The sequence below is a fragment of the Candidatus Cloacimonadaceae bacterium genome (assembly GCA_030693415.1).
Taxonomy (GTDB): Bacteria; Cloacimonadota; Cloacimonadia; order Cloacimonadales; family Cloacimonadaceae; genus JAUYAR01.
This window is the reverse complement of record JAUYAR010000014.1, coordinates 1-21,022: the sequence shown is the minus strand read 5'-3', so window position 1 is coordinate 21,022 and position 21,022 is coordinate 1. Positions and strand designations below refer to the sequence as shown.

Sequence of the window (21,022 nt, the reverse complement as noted above, 5' to 3'; positions counted from 1 at the left end):
TATAAACATGAATCCCAGAAAATCCAGGCGCTGAAGCTGATAATATATATTTTTTCCGCAAAGCCCTGATTTTGGACACTAATTGGCTATTTTCCGAAACTCAAATACTATTTTTCAATGAGTTACGATTCCAAAATGACTAAAAACACATTTTTCATGCGAAACTTGGGTTAGCAATACGGACTCATTACGGACTAAGTCCGTATTGACTCCGTAATGCTAACGGGGAAGGATCGGCACGCGATCCAGTATCATGTTGTAACACAGAGACATAAGCCCATTTTGTTTATTTCGCCCAAATTGTCTCGATACACGAGTTCAACATTTCCATAAGAAAACAATTGACAAACAATGCGCAGCTCTTTATATTGTTTCCAAATAAACTCATTGGAGATGTAACATGAAGAAAATAATGATTATCGCCGCTTTCTGCATTTTCATATTTGCTTTAAGTGCGCAGACTGGGTTGTTTGATCTGAGCTACGGAATGGATTATCGCACCTGCATGGATATATTGGAAGAAAATGGATTTAGGATATTTGATGCCAATGACAACATCGCAGAATTCGCAGCGCTTGATAACCTGTATGTGGAATCGATAGGGTTAGTGCTTGATCCTGCGGATGATACTCTTGCGGGTTGGTATGTGATCTATATTCCGCAAAAAGAAGAAAATATCGAAGATATCGTCCTTGCAGCATTGGTCAGCCATCATGGCGAAGACATCCTATATGACAATGAAAGTGGCAATGCAGCCTGGGTTCTCGACGGCAACCGACACGTTGATGCCTCTTGGGACGAATATGGTAATTTTTATATGGTTGTTTATTGGGACAATTCCAAGCTGAATCTCTTCACCTACTAAATCTGGACAAAGATTGGATCCAGCCATGGATCACAAGAAAATGACGGAGACTGCAGACAATGCTTTCTCCGCCTTTTTATCAAGATAAATAACAGATAATCCGGATAATTATCCGAGCACCACATCCAAAGTCATCATCACCGCAAAGCCAAGCATGACTCCGATCGTGGAAAGATGGGCATGTTTGCCTCTCTGGGCTTCGGGGATGACCTCTTCCGCCACCACATAGATCATCGCTCCTGCTGCGAATGAAAGAGCATAGGGCAATACCGGACGGGCGAGCAAAACCATCATCGCTCCGAGGATTCCACCGAGGGGTTCGACCATGCCGGAAAACTGTCCCCAAAAAAAGCTCCGCCAGCGGGAAAGACCTTCACGTCTGAGGGGAATGGACACCGCAGCGCCTTCAGGAAGATTTTGGATACCGATGCCCAAAGCCAATGCCACCGCGCCTGCCATGCTGGCGGATTCCAATCCATATCCCACTGCTCCGAAAGCGACTCCCACCGCCAATCCTTCCGGAAAGTTGTGCAAGGTGACAGCGAGAAACAGCAAGGTGGATTTACCCCAGGGGGTTTTCAGTCCTTCGCGCTCGGAAAGATCATGATTGATATGCAAATGAGGCAGCAGCAGATCGATCAGTCTCAAAAATGCTCCTCCCAATAGGAATCCGATCACCGCGGGATAAGGGCTTCCTCCGCTCATCGCGATTGCGGGATTGAGCAGCGACCAAAAGCTGGCAGCGATCATCACTCCGGCGGCAAAACCGAGCATGGAATCCATCACCCAGCTTTTGATCGTCTTGAAAAACAAGACGAAGCTAGCGCCAAGCGCGGTCATAAGCCACGTGAACATGGTTCCCAAAAGCGCCAGGAAGATCGGATCTTTCAGCAAGGCATCGCCTTAGGCATAGAACTTTTGGATGGTCTCCAGAATCTCGGTGATTGCAGCATCGGCATCGGCAACGGCAAGGCTGCGCTTGTCTCCGTTGTCGAATGTGATGACCAGATTGCCCAAAGCCTTGGCTACCTCGCGGATCTTGGGGATCACGATATAGCTTTTGCCGAGGTGCTCGTCGTCGTAAGTAAAGATCGCTTTCATGTGTTTCCTCCTCTGAGGGGTGAAAAACGTTTGACCGCACTTGCCATGGTCATGGTTCTGCTTTATTTCGGGAATGAGATTCCGTTGATGAAAGCCTGGTTATCGAGGTTGGGATTATCGCTTCTGTCGCGGGGAAGTTTTTCGATCGTGTGCACGATGTCCATGCCCTTGACGACTTTTCCAAAGACGGTGTGTTTGCCGTTCAGATGCGGTGTTCCTTGTTTATTAGTGATGATGAAGAACTGTGAGCCGTTGGTGTTGGGTCCGGAATTTGCCATGGCGATGTAGGAATATAGCGCCGGAGCTTTGAGGGTCTGCCTATGGATCGGAGTGCTGATGCCGGTGCGTTGGTGATAGTAGCTCACCGGATGAGCCATGATCGGCTTGCCGCTTTGCTGTTCCTGCACCTGTTGGACGATCGCGAAGATCTCAGCGTCCGGAGTTTTGCCGGATTGCATGTGAGGGATGATGATGCCGTTCCAGACGAGCATGGCGGTTTCGTCATCCTCGATGGCGCCGGTGATCTGAGCTCCCATCGCATGACATTCGTCTTCAAATTTGTATCCGGGACCGCCGGTGCCGTCGTTTGTGCGGTCATTATCTTTGGTGTTTGGGCAGCCGCCCTGGACCATGAAATCCGGAATCACGCGGTGGAAATAGGTTCTGGTATAAAAGCCCTTTTGGGCGAGTTCGACAAAGTTGTTCACTGTCTTGGGTGCCAGATCGGGCCAAAGCTCGAGCTCGATGTTTCCATAAGTGGTTTCGATAGTGACGTTTACTACGTTTTTGGGTGCTTCTTTCTGCACGATTTCCTCCAATTCTGGTGTTTTTTGGTTGGTTTTATTGCTGCAATTCAACATCGAAATGCTGAGCAGCAACAGGGTTAATAGCGTGATCAGGCGGTATGCGCGTATCTGATTCATACTGTGTTCTCCTTTTGTTTATAGTATTTTAGCTCGATGATTCCGTTGGTGATTTCGACATAGCTGTGGGCTCTCATCCAGTCTCCGCTGTTTACGTAAAATCCATGCTCGATGGGTTTCAGCGAGGGGGAATGGCTGTGCCCCATGGCGACGATGTCAAAACCTTTGTTCTTGATCTGTCCGGTCGCAAAGTGGGTCAGACCGGAGCTTTTCTTGTTTTGCAATATGGTGGAAACCTTGCGCAGCCTGCTGGAGCGGGATAGCTTTCGCCCGATGGTCAAAGCGATGTCCGGATGCAGCGCCGCGAAGATGCTTTTGACCCAGTTTTGCCGGATTATATGGCGGAACACCTTGTAGCGCATATCGTTGACCGTGTGCAGATCGCCGTGGGTAAACATCATGCGCTTGCCGTCAGTTTCCAGAATGAAACGATCGGCATAGAGTTCCATGCCCAGAAACTTTGACAGGAAGTCGTTGAACCAAAAATCGTGGTTTCCACTGATGTGGACGATGCGGCAACCGGCTTCTCTCAGATTTGCGAAGCGGTGCAGCAAGGGAAAATACTGCTTGATGATGACATAATTCCAATCATACCAAAGATCGAAGATGTCTCCGTTGAGGACGATCAGGTCATAGCGCCCGACGCTCTCTTGCAAAAAGGAAAGGATCAGCTTCGCGTTTTCCCGGTCGGAGTTTTTGTCCGGGCTGTATTTAAAATGGATATCGGAAAGAACGCAGATCCGCAAGGCTCACCTCGTCATCACATAATAGACGATGTTTGCACCGAAGCGCAAAGCGGTTTCGCGCACTTCGGGAGGGTTTTTGTGGGTTTCATAGTCCGCCCAGCCGTCGCTGATGTTACTTTCGTAGGTATAAAGCGTCATCAATCTGCCGTTTTCGTCGAAGATTCCATAAGCCTGGGGCGGTTTCTCGTCGTGTTTGTGAATCTTTGGCAGTCCCGCGCTGAAATCGAAGAACCTTGTGAATAAGGGGAAGGATGGATCCAATTCGGTTAGTTGATATTCAGGGAAGATGCGTTTGATCTCGCGGCGGAAGGATTGATCCATGCCATAATCGTCGTCCGCATAGAGGAATCCGCCGCGCAGCATCCACTGGCGCAGGTTTTCTATCTCGCGATCGGTGAATCTGATGTTGCCGTGCCCGGTGAGATAGACGAAAGGATATTCAAAGAGTTTGGCATCCGAGGCTTTGACGACCGCCTGGTCGATGGGGAAGTTTGTATTTAGCAGTGAATTGACGTAGCGGGCAAGATTGGGCAGCACCTCCGGATCGTTGTACCAATCCCCTCCGCCGTCATATTGCAGACGGGCAAAACCGGTGCGGGTAAGCGTTCCGGTGATTCCTCCCAAAGTGCTGATGGATATAGCAATAGCAATCAGAAGGATGCAGAGGATCTTGACAGATGCATTCAATTGACGATCTTCAGTTCCAAACATACGATCGTATTTGCCACCACTGCATAGAAACAGGAATCGAAGCTGTCATAAGCGGAAAGATATTGCAGCTTTTCTGTCAGCGTGATCTCGGATAGCGTCTCGCCGCGGTTGCTGTCCACCACGCTGAGTCCCTTTTCCGTGGGGATGATGGAGATGCTTCCGTCGATGCGGGGATTTTCGTTGTTGGTCAGTTCAAGCGGTCGCAGACTGGATTTGCCGTTGATGCCGGTGCTGATGTTCCGTTGCCAGCTCTTGGTGCCATCGTCATTCAGACCGAGGATCCGGTTGTTTTCCAGAGCGACGATCAGTCCCGCGCGGGTGTTTAGAATGGAGATGATCTCGTCTTCCAGAGAAACCTTCCAAAGCAGCTTGCGGGTCTTTTTATTGAAGGCGAGGAGGTTGTTATCGCTTGCCAGGTAGATGTTTTCGAGATTGAAAGCCGGGGCGGCGGTCACGTTGTAGGGCAGATCGGTATTCCACAACAAGCTGAGCTCGATAGTGCGTGCCGGCATGTTCACCGCACGTTCCAGGTATTTGATGATTTCTCCGTTATTCACCTTCAAATAGTTTGGGATCTGTTCCAGACGCACCGGCTGTTTGCTTTGAAACAGCATCTTCGCCTTGCGGAAAAAGAGATCGATGGAGCGGTTGCCAAAGCCCATATAGGCGATCGCGGCAATCGTCATCAGGATCAGGAGAGTGGAGGAGATATGCAGTTTACGTATGCGCCGGCGCTTGGTTTTCAGCAAATCCGGCACTCCAGCGAGGATCAACCAGAGCGTGTTTTCCGTGCCTGCATAGGATTCGATCACAGGAACGATACCGGTGGCGTCCGTGTCTGTTGCGAATACCTTATTTGCGATAATGCCCGGCAGGACGATGAAATGCTGGTTTTTTGCGATCAAATGGCGATGGGTCTTGATCTTGATATCCGCTTCGGAAAAGCCCAGCAAGTTTAGCTCCTTATGGCTCTGGACGTGGAAGTTCTTCCAGTTTTGACCCACATGGATGAGCTTGTCCTTGTGCGTGGCGGCGCAAAATATCCTGCCAAACTGCACGAAATAGAGCTCTTGTTCAAAGATGATGCCAAAGAAGAGGGATATCCCCTTTTCGATCAGGTCGGTCTTGCGAAATCTGGCATGCAGTTTCCAATGGAAATCCGCAAAGAGATCCTTGATCCATTTCTCCGCTTCCATCTTGCTGAGATTGCTGATGCCGGAATTGATGATCTCCAGCTTGATCTCTGCCTGGATTTCTTCCAGGGCAAACATCTTTTCCGGATGCCAGGTGCAAATGAACCATGCAAACTTCCCATCCTGCGATGCCTGATAATCGCACATCGCGGAAGGCGGAAAAGCCATCTTACTTTGAATCGAGATCATTGATCACCACCACTTTATATAGCTGCGATAGAATACTCTGAAAAGCGTGCCACAGTCCATTAGCATATTTGTGTATGCCGCATTTGCCAGCGGGCACCAGCACTTTTTCTTGTGGATTGAGCGCCGATCCAGTTCCGCGTCCATGGACGTCCATGCGCGTCTGAAATTGTAATCCAGCTTTCTCAGGTTTGCCAGTGGCTTTGCCTTGATGCAGCAAGACCAAAGGTCACCATCGGGAGAGATTTGCACGGACGCGACCCCGCTATAGCAAGGAATCACCTGTTTCTGATCCCGGAGGATGCGTTTGACGAGATTGTAATACTCGATTCGAAACGCCATCGTTAGTTTGTTCATGCCGGTGTATTTGCTGTTTTTGATGCGGTGGATGAGATAATCTACGGCGGATTTGTAGGCAATCAGCGAGGGAGAGATGTTTGCGCCGATGGTATCAAGTTCCACGCGTTCTTCGGCAATTTCCGTGATGTAGGAGTCCGGATTGAGGCGCAGTAATTCGTTGGCGATCAAGGAAAAGCTTTCCACATTGAATTTGGAGATCACCGTATGGATGCCCACGGAGAGGTTGGGGAGCTTCAAAGCCTTGAGTTTGTGGAAAGTGGAAATCGCTTTGGCGAAGTTTCCGGGCACTTTGCGGATCTCATCATGCTGATTCTCGATGCCGTCGATGGAGACGTTGATAATGATCTGCGCTTTGGGACAGGCTTTGGCGATGGCTTCCGTCTTGTCCACGATGGTCGCTACCAAAAGTCCGTTGGTGGGGATGTTGATGATGCGCGGTCTCGAAACCTCATAGATGCCCTTTATTACTTCGACGATGTCGTTGCGGAGAAATGGTTCGCCGCCGCTGAAAGTGATCCAATAGGGAGCGCGTCCCACACTCCTAAAAATCTTGACATATTCGGCAACAGTGAGGTTATCCGCTTTCTTTTTCCAGATGTTGCAGGTGCTGCAGCGCGAATTGCAGGTATATAAAAGGCTGACGGTATAGTTGATAGGCAACAGCTTGGGAAAGCCCAAGTGTTTCATAAACCAATAACCTATCAAGCGAAAGAGCAGAAAGATCATAATGATTGGTTTCCCGAACCGGTTTTTTTGGCGGATGCTACGATCTCCCAGGCGAAGGGATTTTTGCCTAAAAGGTGATAATCAAGGCATCCGAGTATCCTTGCATACATTTCCAAAGCCATCACGGCGAAGAGCTTGGGCGCCGAATGAGGAAACTCGATCACTTCGTCCAAAATGATCCAAAACAGCATTCCACCCTTTTGGGAGCTGACTTTATAGCTCTGCTTCGCCTTCAGCCAAAGGTGTCCATTTTGAATGCGGCGGCGCTGTTTGACGAAGTCCTTGATATTCTGCGGTCCCTTGTTGCGGATGACCGCTTCGGGGATGTAGCGAAGGCGCAGACCATGCTGCCGCACAATGGCTTCGATGCTTGCTTCGTCCACCGCAGAATCGGAAGGAATGGCATCCATCAGCTTGCGGAAGGCGATCATTTCACCGAGCTTGGGACTGATCATCGCCAGGCGGTGATGAAGACGCCAAAGCGCATGCACGGCATAGCCCATGAAAGTAGCCGGATCGTTGATGGGAATAGGTCTGCCGCCGGTGGCACCAACCATCGGATCCTTGAAAACCGAAACCAAAAGCTCGATCGTTTTCGCCTCGGGAACGACGTCTCCACTGATCACGACGAGGATGTCCGATGCCGCTTCCTTGAGAAAGAGATTGATCGCGCTGGATTTGCCTTCGCGCTTTTCCTGGCGGATCAAACGCACCGCTGGATGAGCCAGCGCATACTTTTCCACAAGCTCATCGGTGCCATCCGTGCTGGCACTCGAAACGACGATGATCTCAGCGATCACGACAGAATCAAGCGTCTGCGAGACAAGCGATTCCAAGAGTTGAGCGATGTTTTCCGCCTCGTTGTGCGCGAAAACTCCGATCGAACAATTCAGGCTTGCCGGGTTGTCTCTGTTCATAATCCCCGGTTGAGAAAACGCATCAGGATGGCCTTTCTCCGTCAAAATGTTGTTTCATGTCTTTGTTGATGGAATCCAGGATGCCGTTCAGAAACTTTCCGGTGGATTCACAGCAAAACTTCTTGGCGATCTCGATGGCTTCGTTGATCACAACAGGAGCAGGAGTATCGGTGTAGATCATCTCATAGACTGCGATGTGCAGGATGCTGCGATCCAGATGAGCGATGCTCTCGAAAGACCAATTGTCGGTGTGTTTATTTATCTCCATCTCAATATCTTCCATATTGATGACGGCGTTTTTGACCAGTTCGTCCGCGAAAGCAAAGACCGGCGATCCGGTATCGATTTCCTCAGCCTCGGCAAGCTGGCTCAGGATGTCCGGATATTTACTTAAAAGCGAGTATTCGGTAAAATCCGGAGAAACCTCCGCAAAGTCCAGCGCGTAGAGGGTTTGAACGGCGAGCTCGCGAGCTTTACGCCTTTGTCCCATTTTTCATCTCCTTGAGCAGATTGAGCATTTCCAAAGCGGAGGTGGCAGCGGCAAAACCTTTGTTGCCGGCTTTGGCTCCGGCTCGTTCGATGGCTTGCTCGATTGTGTCCGTGGTGAGCACGCCATAGATCACCGGTTTGGAATATGCGAGGCTGACCTGGGCGATGCCCTTGGTCACTTCCGCGCTCACATATTCAAAGTGTGGAGTGCTGCCGCGGATCACCGCTCCGAGGCAGATCACGGCATCATAATTGTTGCCTTTGGCCGCTTCCTGTGCCACTAGCGGTATTTCAAAGGCGCCGGGCACCCAGATGACGGTGATGTCTTCGTCGCGGACTTCATGACGGATCAGGCAGTCCACGGCACCGTCGAGCAGTTTCTTGCAGATAAACTCGTTGAAACGGCTGACCACAAGGGCGATCTTATATCCCTTGGAAACGAGATTTCCTTCAATAGTTCTCATATATTGCTCCTTTTTAGAGGGCTTTTTTCAATAAGGGACACGTTAATTTGGGAGGCTTTTTCTTTCAAGGAAAATCTTTCATTCAGCATGAAAACCATGTCTTCGACCCGTGCTTTCTCTGGTTTGTGATCAAAGTATCCACTTGGGGGGGGGGCTGCGCAATGAGCAAGATGGGGTATGAAGATCAGTTCTTTACCTTGAGGCGGATGCCTTCTCCACAATTCCGGCAGATTTCAAAATCTTTCCTGCGGTGCAAGATGTCGCGGCGCAGATCGTTGAAAGCGGTGGAGCACCAAAGCCGGTAAAAACCTTCATCGTCCACGTTGCCGATGGGGAAAGATACGTCTTTGTCATAGCAACATACCGCCACTTCGCCGTCCCAATTCACCACAGGTTGAGTCCAAAGCCGCCGGCAACGGTTCAGGAGTTCGGCTTTGATGCGAAACTCACCCTCGCTTTTATGGTAGCGGGAATACTTAGCGTCCGAGGGAATAAAGACCTGCATGTCGTCCTGAGCATAAATCTGCGCGGTTTTAATCTCGAGTTTGTCCACTCCGAGCCGGCGAGCCATTTGTTTCACTGCCGGGATCTCGTGCTCGTTGTGTTTCATCACGATAAATTGCCAGATAATGTATGGATGTCTGCTGTGGCGGAGTTTTTTTATCCGAATGAGTTCTTTCATGTTGTGCAAAACGAGATCATAGTCTCCGTTGACCCGATACTGATCGTAGGTGGTATTTGAGATGCCGTCCATGGAGATGATCAGATGCTGCAAACCGCTGTCAATCAGTTTTATATGATCGATCTCAAGGCTAAAGTTTGTGCTGGTGAGCACATACATTCCCTCTTTCACGGCAAAATCAAACATGGTATAAATATCCGGATGCAGAAAGGGCTCGCCCTGATTCCAGAGAATCAGCGTACCAATATGGCTTCGGATTTCACGGATGATCTTTTTGTATCTTTGAATCGTCATCATCCCGCGGGCTCTTTCCATGCCGCCATTTCCGCTGGGGCAAAGCGGGCATCTCAGGTTGCAGATATTGGTGGGCTCGATCATAATCGCCGGCGGATAAAATCCATGCCAGACTCTCTTTGTGGTTATAGACAGATGGTAGGAAAGATAGCTGCCGGCAGCGTTTGGCAATCGCCGCCGCATCAGATATGTTTTCAGGACGTCAGTAATCATTGGGACATTCATTTAAAAAATACTCCTTGACCTTCCGCAGGACATTTTCAGCATGGAAAAATGTCAAGCTGTTTCGCCAAAGCGATAGAGCTGCAAGGAAGGAGACGATTATGATGAGCAAATGCGGAGTGGTTTGCAGCACGGACTGCAAAGCCTACCTGGTAGAATGCGAGGGATGCAACGAACTGGAGGGAAAGGTCTCCTGGGCTGTGTATTATGACCGGGAGGATTGTCCGATTTATGCCTGCGCCAAGGATTTGGGCTTTGCCGATTGCGGAGACTGCGGCAAAGCGCCCTGCGAGCTGTGGTATCAAACCCGAAATCCGGGTGCCTCGGATGAGGAATTTGCCGCGGATATCCAATCCAGACTGAAGAACCTCAAAATAGGATGACTCAATCCCTTGCGGGGGCGAGCTTGAGCTTACCTTTGTTCACGACCTGATCGTAATAATCCTGATATTCCTGCAGCAGATCGCGGATCAATTCCTTGACGGTAGTGATGTTTTTCACCAGATAGGCATTGGCTCCGGCGAAGGCAAAACCTTCCGCGAATAAGCCGTTGCGGGCGTTTTGAAGAGCCAGCGCGATGCAATATGGAGCAGTGTGATAATCGCAGGTTTTCAGGCATTTCCATGGGCAAGTGAAGGGATGTTTCTCTCCACAGGTGACGTCTTTCAGAAATTGGTTGTTGATCGCTCTGCCTGGCAAGCCGACGGGGCTGTCGATGATCAAGATTTCATCTTCCGTGCAATCCACGAAAAGCTGCTTGAAAGTATCGTCTGCGTCGCATTCCTCGGTTGCCACAAAACGAGTGCCGAGCTGGACTCCGTCCGCGCCCAGATCCATGATCTTATAGATCTGTTCGCCGGTGAAGATGCCTCCGGCGGCGATTACCGGAATCCTTTTTCCGTGCTTGTCTTCGATGGCTTTCACTTCCAGTTTCACTTGTGGGAGGATGTTTTCCAAGGCATAGTCAGGATCAAAGATCTGCTCGCGTTTAAAACCGAGATGGCCTCCGGCTTTGGGTCCTTCCACTACCACGATGTCCGGGATGCGATGAAAATGTTGAGCCCAATGATTCAAAATCAATTTCGTGGCTCTGGCGGAAGAAACGATGATGCCGATCTTGGTTTTGGTGTTTTGCAGATATTCCAGCGTCATTGTGCTTGGCACTTTGAGCGGCAAACCAGCGCCCAGAAAGACAATGTCGATCTCTTCCTCAAAGGCGACTCTGATCATTTCATCAAAATCCGATATCGCGAGCATGATATTCAGCCCGAGAATGCCGTTGGTCAGTTTGCGTGCTGCACGGATCTCATCCCTGAGAGCGGCGATATTTGCTTCCCGGTAACCTTTGCCCAGACTGGGACGCAGCAGTCCCAATCCCACAGAAGAGATGATGCCGATCCCCCCTTCGTTGGCGACAGCGGCTGCCAGCTTGGAAAGGGATATGCCCACTCCCATTCCCCCCTGGAGTATCGGGAGTTTGGCGATCAGATCGCCAATCTTGAGTTGCGGTAATATTTTAGTCATCTTTTACCTCATTTTCAGCGGGAACGAGCTCATTCCCGGTTACATTGGACTTTATAAACGGTCGATCAGACTGCTTATCAGCAAAACCCCGGTTCGCCTGCTCTGAATACTCATCGGCGAGTTGCACATCTGCAACCAGGACTGCTCATAACGTTTCGGTCAACAACTATAATACAAATTAGCTTAGGTTTCGGAAAAACAAAAGGTTTATTTTCTGATAAAAGAACCCTCGTCTAACTCCTGAAAAGCTTTCTGAATCTCTTCTTTTGTGTTCATGACGATCGGCCCGCGCCATGATATTGGCTCTCCCAAAGGTTTTCCGCAGAGAAAAAGGATGCGGACACCGCCTGTGCCTGCTTGAATAGAAATGTTCTTGCCATCTTCAAAGAGCACCACTTGACGGTTTGATATCCTTTGTGCGTCAATGACGGAATCCCCGTCATAGCAATAGATAACACAAGTGTATCCGCTTGGGGCAGGCAGAGTTATCTGCGTCTGGGGTGGGAAGCTAATATCCCAGAACTGAGGATCGATGATGATGTCTTTCACCGGTCCTGAGACACCCATGAAACAGCCGCAGATAAGCTTGATCGTGATGCCGTTATCGGTATGCACCGCAGGGATTTGAGATGCTTTGATGTTCTGATAGCGGGGCTTGATCATCTTGTGTGAGGCGGGGAGATTTGCCCAAAGCTGAAAGCCATACATCCTGCCCTGTTTGTCCGGCTTCGGCATTTCCTGATGGATGATCCCGCTGCCGGCTGTCATCCATTGGACCTCGCCTTTGCGGATCGTGCCTTTGTTGCCGATGCTGTCTCCATGCTCGGCAGAGCCGTCCAACATGTAGGTGATGGTCTCGATGCCGCGATGAGGGTGCCAGGGGAAACCGGCAAGATAGTCATCCGGATCATCGTTGCGAAAGTCGTCCAGCATCAAAAAAGGATCGAAATTTTGGGTGTCATAGTAGCCAAAAGCTCTATGCAGACGCACTCCGGCGCCTTCCAGGGTCGGCAGTCCTGCTTTGACGAGCTTTATCTTGCGCATATACACCTCACTATATTTCGTCTGAACGATGGAACATAATTAATTTCCCTGCCAAATGCGTCAAGCGGAATCGTATGCAACGCCTATCAGAAATACATCGCGGTTAGCATCGCACACAGGTGTGCCCCTGAAAAACCCGCCCTTTACTTCTCACTGAACTAAATACAGAATCCGCATCCTACCAGCACAATATATCAATTGTCGCCCAATGCAAACGGGGAATGGAGTGAATATGGAATCACCGACGTCCCCGTCGGTTCATACGCGTCAGCCCCATCAGTGGCGACACAAGATAGCACGGAGTGGAACCGAAGGGGACGTCGGTAATTCCATGTTCCGTTTTATCGGCAAATATCTCTCATCTCTCTGCTTTTGCTCTGCTTTCCACCTTTCCACCTGAAGATATCACTCAATGCGTCAAAACCTTATGACATAGAAAAAGCCCCGGAAAACCGGGGCTTGATTATCTGTTTCAGTGCGTTGGCAATTGATCTTATTTCATCATCACCATTTTGCGGGTGGAGGAGAACTTGCCGCTCTTCATGCGGTAGTAATAGATTCCGCTGCTGACGCCGTTGCCGTTGTCGTCTTTTCCGTTCCAGGCGATGCTGTGATTGCCGGTGGGGAAATCGGAATTGACAAGGGTCTTGATCTTCTGTCCTTTTTGGTTGAAGATTTCGATCATCACGGGAGCGCTTTTGTCGAGGTTAAAGGCGATAGTGGTATTGGGGTTGAAGGGGTTTGGATAGTTTGCTTTCAGTTCGGTGGTGATGGCGGGAGTGAGGTTATCGTTGTTCGGCGTGGCTTGATAGATGTTTCCGCTGCGGTTGTAGGTGCCCATAAAGCAGAACCATTCGTAAGCCTGAACGGCGCGTTTGATGTCTATCACATAGAATCCGCTGTCGTTGGGGATGACGATGTCAAAGTCTCCATCGTTGTCGATGTTTGCCAATGCAGCGGAGATCTTGATGTTTCCACCCAAGTGGATGGGAAAATTGGTGGATTCGGTGCCATCGATGCGCACGCTGTGGAGCTTACCGTTGGTATCTCCAAAGATGATTCCGGCATAGTTATCACCATCAAAGCGAGCCACGACGGGAGTGCATTCCACCGCCTGACCCACGAGAATCGGAGAGCCCGGGATGTCCGTTCCGCTGCCGTTCATCACATGAACATTGCCGGCGGCGGTGATCACAATGATTTCCTTGCTGCCGTTGTTATCGACGTCGGCGATGACGGCTCCGGTTTTGATCTGTCCGACGAGGGTTCTTTGAAAATGGGTGCTGCCGTCGTGGTTGATGGCATAGACAAATCCGGCGGTGCTGGTGGTGATGATGATTTCGGGATTCGGATCGCTATCGATATTGGCGATGGTGATCGGGTTTTGTGATCCGCCTAAAAGGGTCACCGGGAAGCCTGCAATGTTTTGTCCGGTGGTGCTGCTAACCGCGTGAAGCTGTCCGTTGAGGGTGATGACGATGATTTCGTGGTTGCCGTCGCCGTTCAGATCAGCTATTGCCGGAGGAGCCAAAACTGCTCCGCCAACGCTCATGGGAAAGTTTGGATAGTAGCTGCCGTTGTTGTTGATGACGATCAGGTTGCCGCTTTGCGTGGCGGCAATGACCTGACGGGAAGCGCCCATGCTCAAAGTAGCGATGACGGGACCGCTGCGCAAAGTTCCGCCCGCGGGAACGCTCCACAAAAGCTGACCGTTTTGCTTGAGGCAGATGATGTTGTTGTTTTGCAAGCTGGCGGCAAAATCATAAGTGCCGTCGTTGTCCACATCGCTCATGGAAAGCGATCCGATGATTCCGGCACCCGCACTGTAAGGGAATCCCGGCATTTGGGTGACGCCGTCTTTCTTGAGAGCGTGGATGTTGCCTGCCTGATCGCCAAAGACAATCTCTCGGTTGGGCTCGCTATCCAGATTGACGATTATGGGGCTGGAGCTTGAAGCTCCGCCAACGTTGAATGGCCAACCGGCTTGCACAAGCGAAAGGTTCACTGTGAAGGGAATGGTTTTGTTATAGGGGAAAGCCGCGCTCTGATTGGCGCTGAGCAGCAGTTCAAAGGGGATCGGTTCTGAAGGCAGATTACTCACAGACTGGAATACGAAGGGACTGCCGTTGTTCCACATTGAGCTTCCGGCATAGAGAGAGCCAAAACTTGCGGTGTTTTGGGTGATGGTGACGCCTGGGTAGTTTGTGCTCAGAGTTGCCACCAAGTTTTGGGCGGTAAGCCAAGAAAGCCCGGTGTGGGGATCGAGATAATTGTTCAACATAACTTTGAGACGAATTGTTTCACCTGGATTAGGGACGCCGTCCCCGTCGCCGGATATTTCTTCCAATAACTTGTCTTCGATAGTGATATAGGGAATCTTGTCAAACATGGTGGCGGAGAAAGCGTTGACTCTGCCGGCGCCGAGTTTATTCATGTGATTTGGATTGACGTGGTAGATATAATCCGCGGTTGCCATCAAGCGCTGCATGAGCTGCGCGGGCGTGAGATTGGGGTGCATGGCTTTGACCAATGCGGCGACGCCGGAGACATTTGGGGACGCCATCGAAGTACCATCATAGGCATCATATCCGTTGTTGCTGATGATCGTGGAAAGGATTCCCTCTCCGGGAGCACAGATGTCGATCGGTGCGCCAAAATCTGAAAAGTTGGATTTCACGTCATTTTGTCCGGTCGAGGCGACGCAAAGAGCGTTTGTGCAATCTGCCGGATAATCCTGATAGCTGGCAGTGTGTTCCGTGTTGTTGTTTCCCGCGGCGGCTATAACAAGCGAGCCGAGAGCAGTGGCATAGTTGACGATGGAATTGGGATAGGCACCGCCTCCGGAGCCGCCCCAACTGGCATTGATGATGTGTGCTCCAATCTCTGCGGAATACTTCACTTGGTCGTAGGCATAAGAGATTCCCGATGAGGGAGAAGTGTTTGAAGAGCCTTTGCAGGAAAGGATCGAAGCGATGGGGGAGGTGCCCGCCACGCCGATGGCGTTGTTTCCAACCGCTGCCGCACACCCGGCAACGTGAGTGCCGTGGTCGTTTTGAACATAAGTCTGAATGGGGTTGTTGTCGTTATTATAAAAGTCCCAGCCCACGAGGTCGTCGATCTTGTTTCCGCCTTCTCCGGCATCCACTCCGTTTCCACCGGTGATCGTTCCGGCATCCCAATTGATGGTCATTCCGGGAGATTCGGCAGGGTTGATCCAGATATTTGCCCTGAGATCGGGATGGTTCCATTTCACGCCGGAATCCGTGATGCCGATGAGGACATTGTGTGAGCCCTGAATATAGTCCCAGGCATCATAGCTGCGGATGCGTGCATGAGTATATTGTTGGGTGACCATGGGGTCGTTGGGGACAAACTTGCTGCGGTTTATACCTTCGAGCTCGGCGTAGATGATGTTCGGGTCTTTGGCAAGGGCTTCCACTGCGGCATCGATCATGTCGTCCGATTCAAGCCTTACCCGATATAGGTTTTGCAGATAGACGCCATTGTCGTTCCAGGTGGGAACCTTGACGTAGGCGTGCATTTGATCCAGCCCGGTAAAGCGATACATCGTTGCCAGCTCGTTGAATGAGCTTATACCGGTTCTCACTATACTGTTTTCAAGGGAAAAATCTATTGTTCCGGCATCATTGCCGATGGCATCTTTGGTGAAACATGCGATGATGGTCTTGGATTGAAAGAAGTCCGCATCGAACTTCAGGGCGGACAGTATGCCCAGAGCCAAGATCAGCGAGATGAATAGCGTCAGCTTTTTCATGGGTACCTCAAGTGTTGGTTTTTTTGCACGCAATCTTGGGAGGGGGATTTAGTCAACTATTTTAATTTCATAGAGTGCTTTAATAGAGGATAAGCTTTTCTTTTTCAGTATATTGGAGGGCATAGAGTTTTTTAATCTCGGCGTTTGCTTCGCTGCTCAAATCAGGATCGGCGGAGATGATCTCAAAAGCGTCATTTCTTGCGAGTTTGAGAATATGCTGATCGCGGATCAGGCTGGCAAAGCGAAAGCCTGGCATGCCGGATTGCTCGGTGCCAAAGAACTCGCCAGGTCCGCGCAGCTCCAAATCTTTTTCCGCGATGACAAACCCGTCCGTGCTGCCGGCAAGTGTGCTGAGACGTTCGCGGGCGATCTTGCCGACCGGGAAATGCTCGATCAGATAGCACCAGGATTGCTTTGCGCCGCGTCCCACCCTTCCGCGTAATTGATGTAGCTGCGCCAGACCAAAGCGTTCCGCGTGTTCAACGATCATCACCGAAGCGTTGGGAACGTCCATTCCCACTTCGATCACGGTGGTGGATACGAGGATCTGATGCTCTCCACGTTTAAATTCGAGCATGATCCGGTCTTTCTCCTGGGAGGGCATTCTGCCATGCAACAACGCGCTCTTGTATTCTGGGAAGACCTTGACGGATATGTGTTTATAGAGCCTCTCAGCATCCAGTAGATCGATCTTGTCGGATTCCTCGATCAAGGGACAGACGATATAGACCTGCCTGCCCTGAGCCAGTTCCTTACGCGTTTCATTATAGACGAGATCGATCTTGTTGTTGGAACGGATATAGGTCTGCACGGGTTTGCGGTTGGGAGGCATTTCATCGATGGTGCTGACTTCTAGATCGCCATAGACGGTCATCGAAAGCGAACGGGGGATCGGAGTGGCGGAAAGATAGAGCAGGTCGGGATGCGCATCCTTTCTGGCAAGCATGGCGCGTTGCTGAACGCCAAAACGGTGTTGTTCGTCCACCGCCACAAAGCCGAGTTGTTTGAAACTGACGTCGCTTTGAATCAAAGCATGGGTGCCGATCAGGAGGTCGATGTTTCCCTCCGCGAGCTCGGTCTTCAAAGCGGATTTGCCTTTGTAGTTTCCACCCTTGAGCAACGCCACTTTTAGCGGCAGATTTTGCAGCATGGTGGTGATAGTGGTATAGTGTTGATCGGCGAGGATCTCCGTGGGAGCCATCAACGCCGCTTGCATACCGTTTTCCACCGCTAACAGCATCGCGAAGAGCACTACGATCGTTTTACCGGAACCGACGTCTCCCTGCAAAAGACGGGACATCTGTTTGGGGGAAGTCATATCCGCAAATATCTCCCGCAGCACGCGTTTCTGGGCTCCGGTAAGCTTGAATGGGAGGATATTGTACAAGCCGGAGGTCAGTTCCCGCTTGTTTTCAAAAGTGATGCCGACGCTTTCCTTTCCGTGAAAATATCGGTGCCGCGCCCATAGTATCTGCGAATAGAAAAGCTCTTCGTAAGCAAAGCGGGTTCGGAGCGTCTCAATCTCCGTCGGCTTGGAACTGAAGTGCATTTTCTGTAGTGCCGCTTTACGTGGAGTGAAACTGTATTTGTCGATCAGATGTTGGGGCAGGTTTTCCTCTATCTTGTCCGCATAAAGAGAAAACGCCAGATAGATCGCTTTACGAAAGAACTTCTGGGTCAGATCCCCGCTCAGAGGATAGACGGGAAGAAACTCGCGCTGTTTCCAAAAGTCGTCATCCTCGCGCTCATCGACCATTTCAAAATCGGGGTGCAGCAACTGCATTTGGTTGTTGTAATCGCTCAATAGTCCGCTCACCCAGATCGTCCTTCCCGGCTCAAACAGCGCCTCGAATGCCTTGGGATAGGAAAACCAACTGCATACCAATAACGATCTACCATCGCTGATGCCGATATTGAGGATGGGTTTGCCTTTTTGGGTGAGACGGATATCTCTCCAGGAGATCGTGGCGGTGAGCGCGACCCTTTCTCCAGCCTGCATTTCAAAGATGGATTGGTTCACGCGGCGGCTGATATAGTCCCTCGGGAAATGCTCCATCAGGTCAGCCACGCTGTGGATGCCAAGCTTGCCCAATTGCCGGGCGCGGAATTCGCCTATGCCCTTGAGAAACTTCACATCCACCGTCAGGTCATGCCGGAAATCTTGCTTTGCTTTATCCATGATTCCACTTGCTGCAACGGGCGTTTTTTGTCAACAGCACATTCTCGGAGACTGTTCAACGATGCCTTCAACAAACCCAATCGCTATGAATTGAGAGTTGGTGGAAAGGATATGGATTTACCGACGTCCCCGTCGGCTCCTGCGCGGCAGCCCCATCATTGACGACACAAGATAGCACGGGGTGGAACCGACGGGGACGTCGATAATTCCATATTCCGTTCCATCGACAACTTGCACCCTAAAAATCCGGTTCTTCCCCCTTAGCATTACGGAATCAATACGGACTCATTACGGACTAAGTCCGTATTGATTCCGTAATGCTCACGGGAGAGGATGTGAATCGAACGGTTAAGAATTTGAATTTAAGAGCAGTTAGATGACCATGACAGATTACCGGAATTGACGTTGTGGGTGTTTGTGTCACCCCTGATGGGGCTTGGAGATGTTTTGGGTTCATCGGTTACGGGGTTTCGCATTCGCTCCACCCCGAGCTATCTTGTGTCGCCCCTGCTGGGGCTCACCCTTTCATCCGTTCACATGTTCACCCTTTCACCCAACTTTTAAGAAGATTTTTTTCTTGACCAAATGCCTAAATCGGATAGATTGTCCTCGAGATGCGGCTTTTAGGTGATCGCCTCGCGGATTTGTTTACTATCTTTAAAAACGAACTGAAAAATTACAAACATAGGAGATATACTATGATTGCACGGAATCGAATCATCATGGCGATCATCGCCATTGCATTGATGTCCTGCAGCGCTGCCAAAGCGCAAGATACAGCCCTGTCCACCGTCCGGACTGAATCTGGAACGGTCACGGGAATGCTGCACTCGCCTGCCCAAAACCCCGTCGTGGAAGTAGTCCGCAAAGTTCGTGAAGCGATCGTTCAAATCAAGGTCGAAGCTCAAGTGCCGGTGCAGAACCTTCGCAATCCCTTCTTTGACGACGATGTTTTCCGCTTTTTCTTCCCCCAACCTCCCGCACAGCAACAACGTCCGATTACTTCGATGGGCAGCGGATTTATCTATGATTTCAATCCCGCCACGCGCGAAGCTTATATTATGACAAACAACCATGTGGTGGAAAAAGGCAGGGAAGGCACAATCACCGTCACCATGGCGGACAAAGCCAGCTACAAAGGTACCGTGGTGGGCTTGGATCCCAATACGGACGTAGCCGTGATCAAGATCATTGTGACAGAAGGTGAGAAGATCACCGTGGCGCCTTTGGGAGATTCTGCCAAACTGGAGATCGGCGAATGGGCGATCGCCATCGGTAATCCCTTTGGAGAATCTGGTTTAGACCGCACGGTCACCCTGGGAGTGATCTCCGCTATCGGCAGATCAAATCTCAATTTTGGTTCCGGTTCGCCGATTTATCAGGATTATATCCAAACGGACGCCGCCATCAATCCCGGAAACAGCGGCGGACCGCTGCTTAATATCCATGGCGAAGTGATCGGCATCAATTCCGCAATCACCAGCACCAGCGGTGGCAATATCGGTATCGGATTCGCCATCCCGATCAATCTCGCTCACCGCGTGGTCGAAGATCTCGTCGCCGGCGGAAAGGTTTCACGTGCCTATATCGGCATCTTGCCCCAAGAGATTACATCCGACCTCAAGGAAGCATTTGATCTCAAAGAAATCGCCGGAGTCCTCGTTGCCAAGGTCGAATTGGATTCCCCCGCCGATAAAGCAGGCATCAAAGTGGGGGACGTGATCCTCGAATTCAACCATGAAAAAGTGCCAAACGTCTCCAAGTTTCGCATCGCCGTAGCTACCTCAAAAGTGGGTTCGGACGTTCCGGTCAGGCTCGTGCGCGACCATAAGGAACAAGTGTTGAAGATCAAACTGGAAGGATTTCCGGATGAGATCGCCGCAGCCGGCACCGACAAACCGGTCAATGGCAAAGTCTCTGCCGGTATCACTGTCGAAGCCATAGACAGCGCCACCGGTAAAAAACTCGGTGTCAGCGGCGATGAGGGAGTGGTCGTCACCAAGATCGATGCCAATTCCCCAGCCGCTAAAACAGGCATCCAAGCCGGATTCATCATCCTCAGCATCAACGCTGTGAAAGTGAACAGCCCTGCTGAATTCAGCAGTGTGCTCTCAAATGCCATCGACCAGATGAACAAATCCGATCGCAAGATCATCACCCTCTATGTTGCCGATCGCAACAAAAACCACCAGTTTATTCCCCTCAGATTCGATTAATTTAACTATCAACCAGAGAGAGCCCCGGCTTGTCAGGGGCTTTTTTCTTCTCAAGCACAAATAAAAATGCATTCGTATATTCTTGTCAGAAGGCATGTTAGGTGATGATGAAAAAGAAATATGAATAAAATGTGAGATTTCTTCTTGACAAAATAAGCCCCTTGCAGATGATGACGAAACGTTCGCTCGACGATGCTTAATTTTCGGGCGGCGGCAGAATGATCTTTAAACAGTATATAGAGTGGGAATGAGAGAAAGAAGCTCTTGTCAATTACAATCATTATTAAAAATGATGGAGAGTTTGATCCTGGCTCAGGACGAACGCTGGCGGCGTGGATTAGGCATGCAAGTCGAACGGTAGTTTCCTTTCGGGGAAATGAGAGTGGCGAACGGGTGAGTAACACG

Annotated in this window: 18 protein-coding genes and 1 rRNA gene; 4 read left to right on the top strand and 15 right to left on the bottom strand. The window is 50.4% G+C overall.

Going from position 1 to position 21,022, the window contains the following annotated elements; all coding sequences use genetic code 11:
• Positions 1–400 precede the first annotated feature (400 nt).
• On the top strand, positions 401–865 hold the full coding sequence (locus Q8M98_00845; protein MDP3113296.1) for a hypothetical protein: 465 nt from the start codon (positions 401–403) through the stop codon (positions 863–865).
• Between the two features lie 108 nt (positions 866–973).
• Here Q8M98_00845 and Q8M98_00840 read toward each other — a convergent pair whose 3' ends face one another.
• From Q8M98_00840 to Q8M98_00790, 11 genes are all read right to left on the bottom strand, one after another.
• The gene (locus Q8M98_00840) at positions 974–1,759 is read right to left on the bottom strand and encodes a ZIP family metal transporter (protein ID MDP3113295.1); all 786 of its coding nucleotides are present in this window, start codon (positions 1,757–1,759) and stop codon (positions 974–976) included.
• A gap of 9 nt (positions 1,760–1,768) precedes the next feature.
• Positions 1,769–1,966 (bottom strand): hypothetical protein, encoded by a 198-nt coding sequence (locus tag Q8M98_00835; protein ID MDP3113294.1) that lies wholly within the window; start codon positions 1,964–1,966, stop codon positions 1,769–1,771.
• A 62-nt stretch (positions 1,967–2,028) separates the two neighbouring features.
• The gene (locus tag Q8M98_00830) at positions 2,029–2,889 is read right to left on the bottom strand and encodes a peptidylprolyl isomerase (GenBank protein ID MDP3113293.1); all 861 of its coding nucleotides are present in this window, start codon (positions 2,887–2,889) and stop codon (positions 2,029–2,031) included.
• A complete protein-coding gene (locus tag Q8M98_00825; GenBank protein MDP3113292.1) occupies positions 2,886–3,635 on the bottom strand; it encodes a UDP-2,3-diacylglucosamine diphosphatase in 750 nt (249 codons plus the stop codon). The genes Q8M98_00830 and Q8M98_00825 overlap by 4 nt, the downstream gene beginning before the upstream one ends.
• 3 nt (positions 3,636–3,638) lie before the next feature.
• Positions 3,639–4,322, bottom strand: coding sequence for a DUF4159 domain-containing protein (locus Q8M98_00820; protein ID MDP3113291.1), 684 nt, complete (start codon positions 4,320–4,322; stop codon positions 3,639–3,641).
• Positions 4,319–5,728 carry a PQQ-binding-like beta-propeller repeat protein gene (locus Q8M98_00815; GenBank protein ID MDP3113290.1) on the bottom strand — a complete coding sequence of 470 codons (1,410 nt, stop codon included), beginning with the start codon at positions 5,726–5,728 and terminating at the stop codon, positions 4,319–4,321. Before Q8M98_00815 ends, Q8M98_00820 begins: the two co-directional genes overlap by 4 nt.
• 3 nt (positions 5,729–5,731) lie before the next feature.
• Positions 5,732–6,811 (bottom strand): radical SAM protein, encoded by a 1,080-nt coding sequence (locus tag Q8M98_00810; GenBank protein ID MDP3113289.1) that lies wholly within the window; start codon positions 6,809–6,811, stop codon positions 5,732–5,734.
• On the bottom strand, positions 6,808–7,728 hold the full coding sequence (locus Q8M98_00805; GenBank protein ID MDP3113288.1) for a glycosyltransferase: 921 nt from the start codon (positions 7,726–7,728) through the stop codon (positions 6,808–6,810). Before Q8M98_00805 ends, Q8M98_00810 begins: the two co-directional genes overlap by 4 nt.
• Positions 7,729–7,750: 22 nt before the next feature.
• The gene (nusB, locus tag Q8M98_00800) at positions 7,751–8,218 is read right to left on the bottom strand and encodes a transcription antitermination factor NusB (protein ID MDP3113287.1); all 468 of its coding nucleotides are present in this window, start codon (positions 8,216–8,218) and stop codon (positions 7,751–7,753) included.
• Complete coding sequence (gene ribE, locus Q8M98_00795; protein ID MDP3113286.1) at positions 8,202–8,681, bottom strand: 6,7-dimethyl-8-ribityllumazine synthase; 480 nt, start codon at positions 8,679–8,681, stop codon at positions 8,202–8,204. Before ribE ends, nusB begins: the two co-directional genes overlap by 17 nt.
• A gap of 184 nt (positions 8,682–8,865) precedes the next feature.
• Complete coding sequence (locus Q8M98_00790; protein MDP3113285.1) at positions 8,866–9,882, bottom strand: radical SAM/SPASM domain-containing protein; 1,017 nt, start codon at positions 9,880–9,882, stop codon at positions 8,866–8,868.
• A 98-nt stretch (positions 9,883–9,980) separates the two neighbouring features.
• Between Q8M98_00790 and Q8M98_00785 the strand changes: the two genes are divergently transcribed.
• Entirely contained in the window at positions 9,981–10,262 is a 282-nt protein-coding gene (locus Q8M98_00785) for a hypothetical protein (GenBank protein ID MDP3113284.1), read from the top strand.
• 1 nt (position 10,263) lies between these two features.
• Here Q8M98_00785 and Q8M98_00780 read toward each other — a convergent pair whose 3' ends face one another.
• From Q8M98_00780 to recG, 4 genes are all read right to left on the bottom strand, one after another.
• Complete coding sequence (locus Q8M98_00780; GenBank protein MDP3113283.1) at positions 10,264–11,403, bottom strand: nitronate monooxygenase; 1,140 nt, start codon at positions 11,401–11,403, stop codon at positions 10,264–10,266.
• Positions 11,404–11,610: 207 nt separating this feature from the next.
• On the bottom strand, positions 11,611–12,447 hold the full coding sequence (locus tag Q8M98_00775; GenBank protein MDP3113282.1) for a pirin family protein: 837 nt from the start codon (positions 12,445–12,447) through the stop codon (positions 11,611–11,613).
• 493 nt (positions 12,448–12,940) lie between these two features.
• Positions 12,941–16,222 carry a S8 family serine peptidase gene (locus Q8M98_00770; GenBank protein MDP3113281.1) on the bottom strand — a complete coding sequence of 1,094 codons (3,282 nt, stop codon included), beginning with the start codon at positions 16,220–16,222 and terminating at the stop codon, positions 12,941–12,943.
• A gap of 79 nt (positions 16,223–16,301) precedes the next feature.
• The gene (recG, locus tag Q8M98_00765; GenBank protein MDP3113280.1) at positions 16,302–18,401 is read right to left on the bottom strand and encodes an ATP-dependent DNA helicase RecG; all 2,100 of its coding nucleotides are present in this window, start codon (positions 18,399–18,401) and stop codon (positions 16,302–16,304) included.
• A gap of 698 nt (positions 18,402–19,099) precedes the next feature.
• Between recG and Q8M98_00760 the strand changes: the two genes are divergently transcribed.
• Positions 19,100–20,617 carry a Do family serine endopeptidase gene (locus Q8M98_00760; GenBank protein ID MDP3113279.1) on the top strand — a complete coding sequence of 506 codons (1,518 nt, stop codon included), beginning with the start codon at positions 19,100–19,102 and terminating at the stop codon, positions 20,615–20,617.
• Between the two features lie 289 nt (positions 20,618–20,906).
• Positions 20,907–21,022: ribosomal RNA gene (locus Q8M98_00755) — 16S ribosomal RNA — on the top strand; the annotation flags it as partial.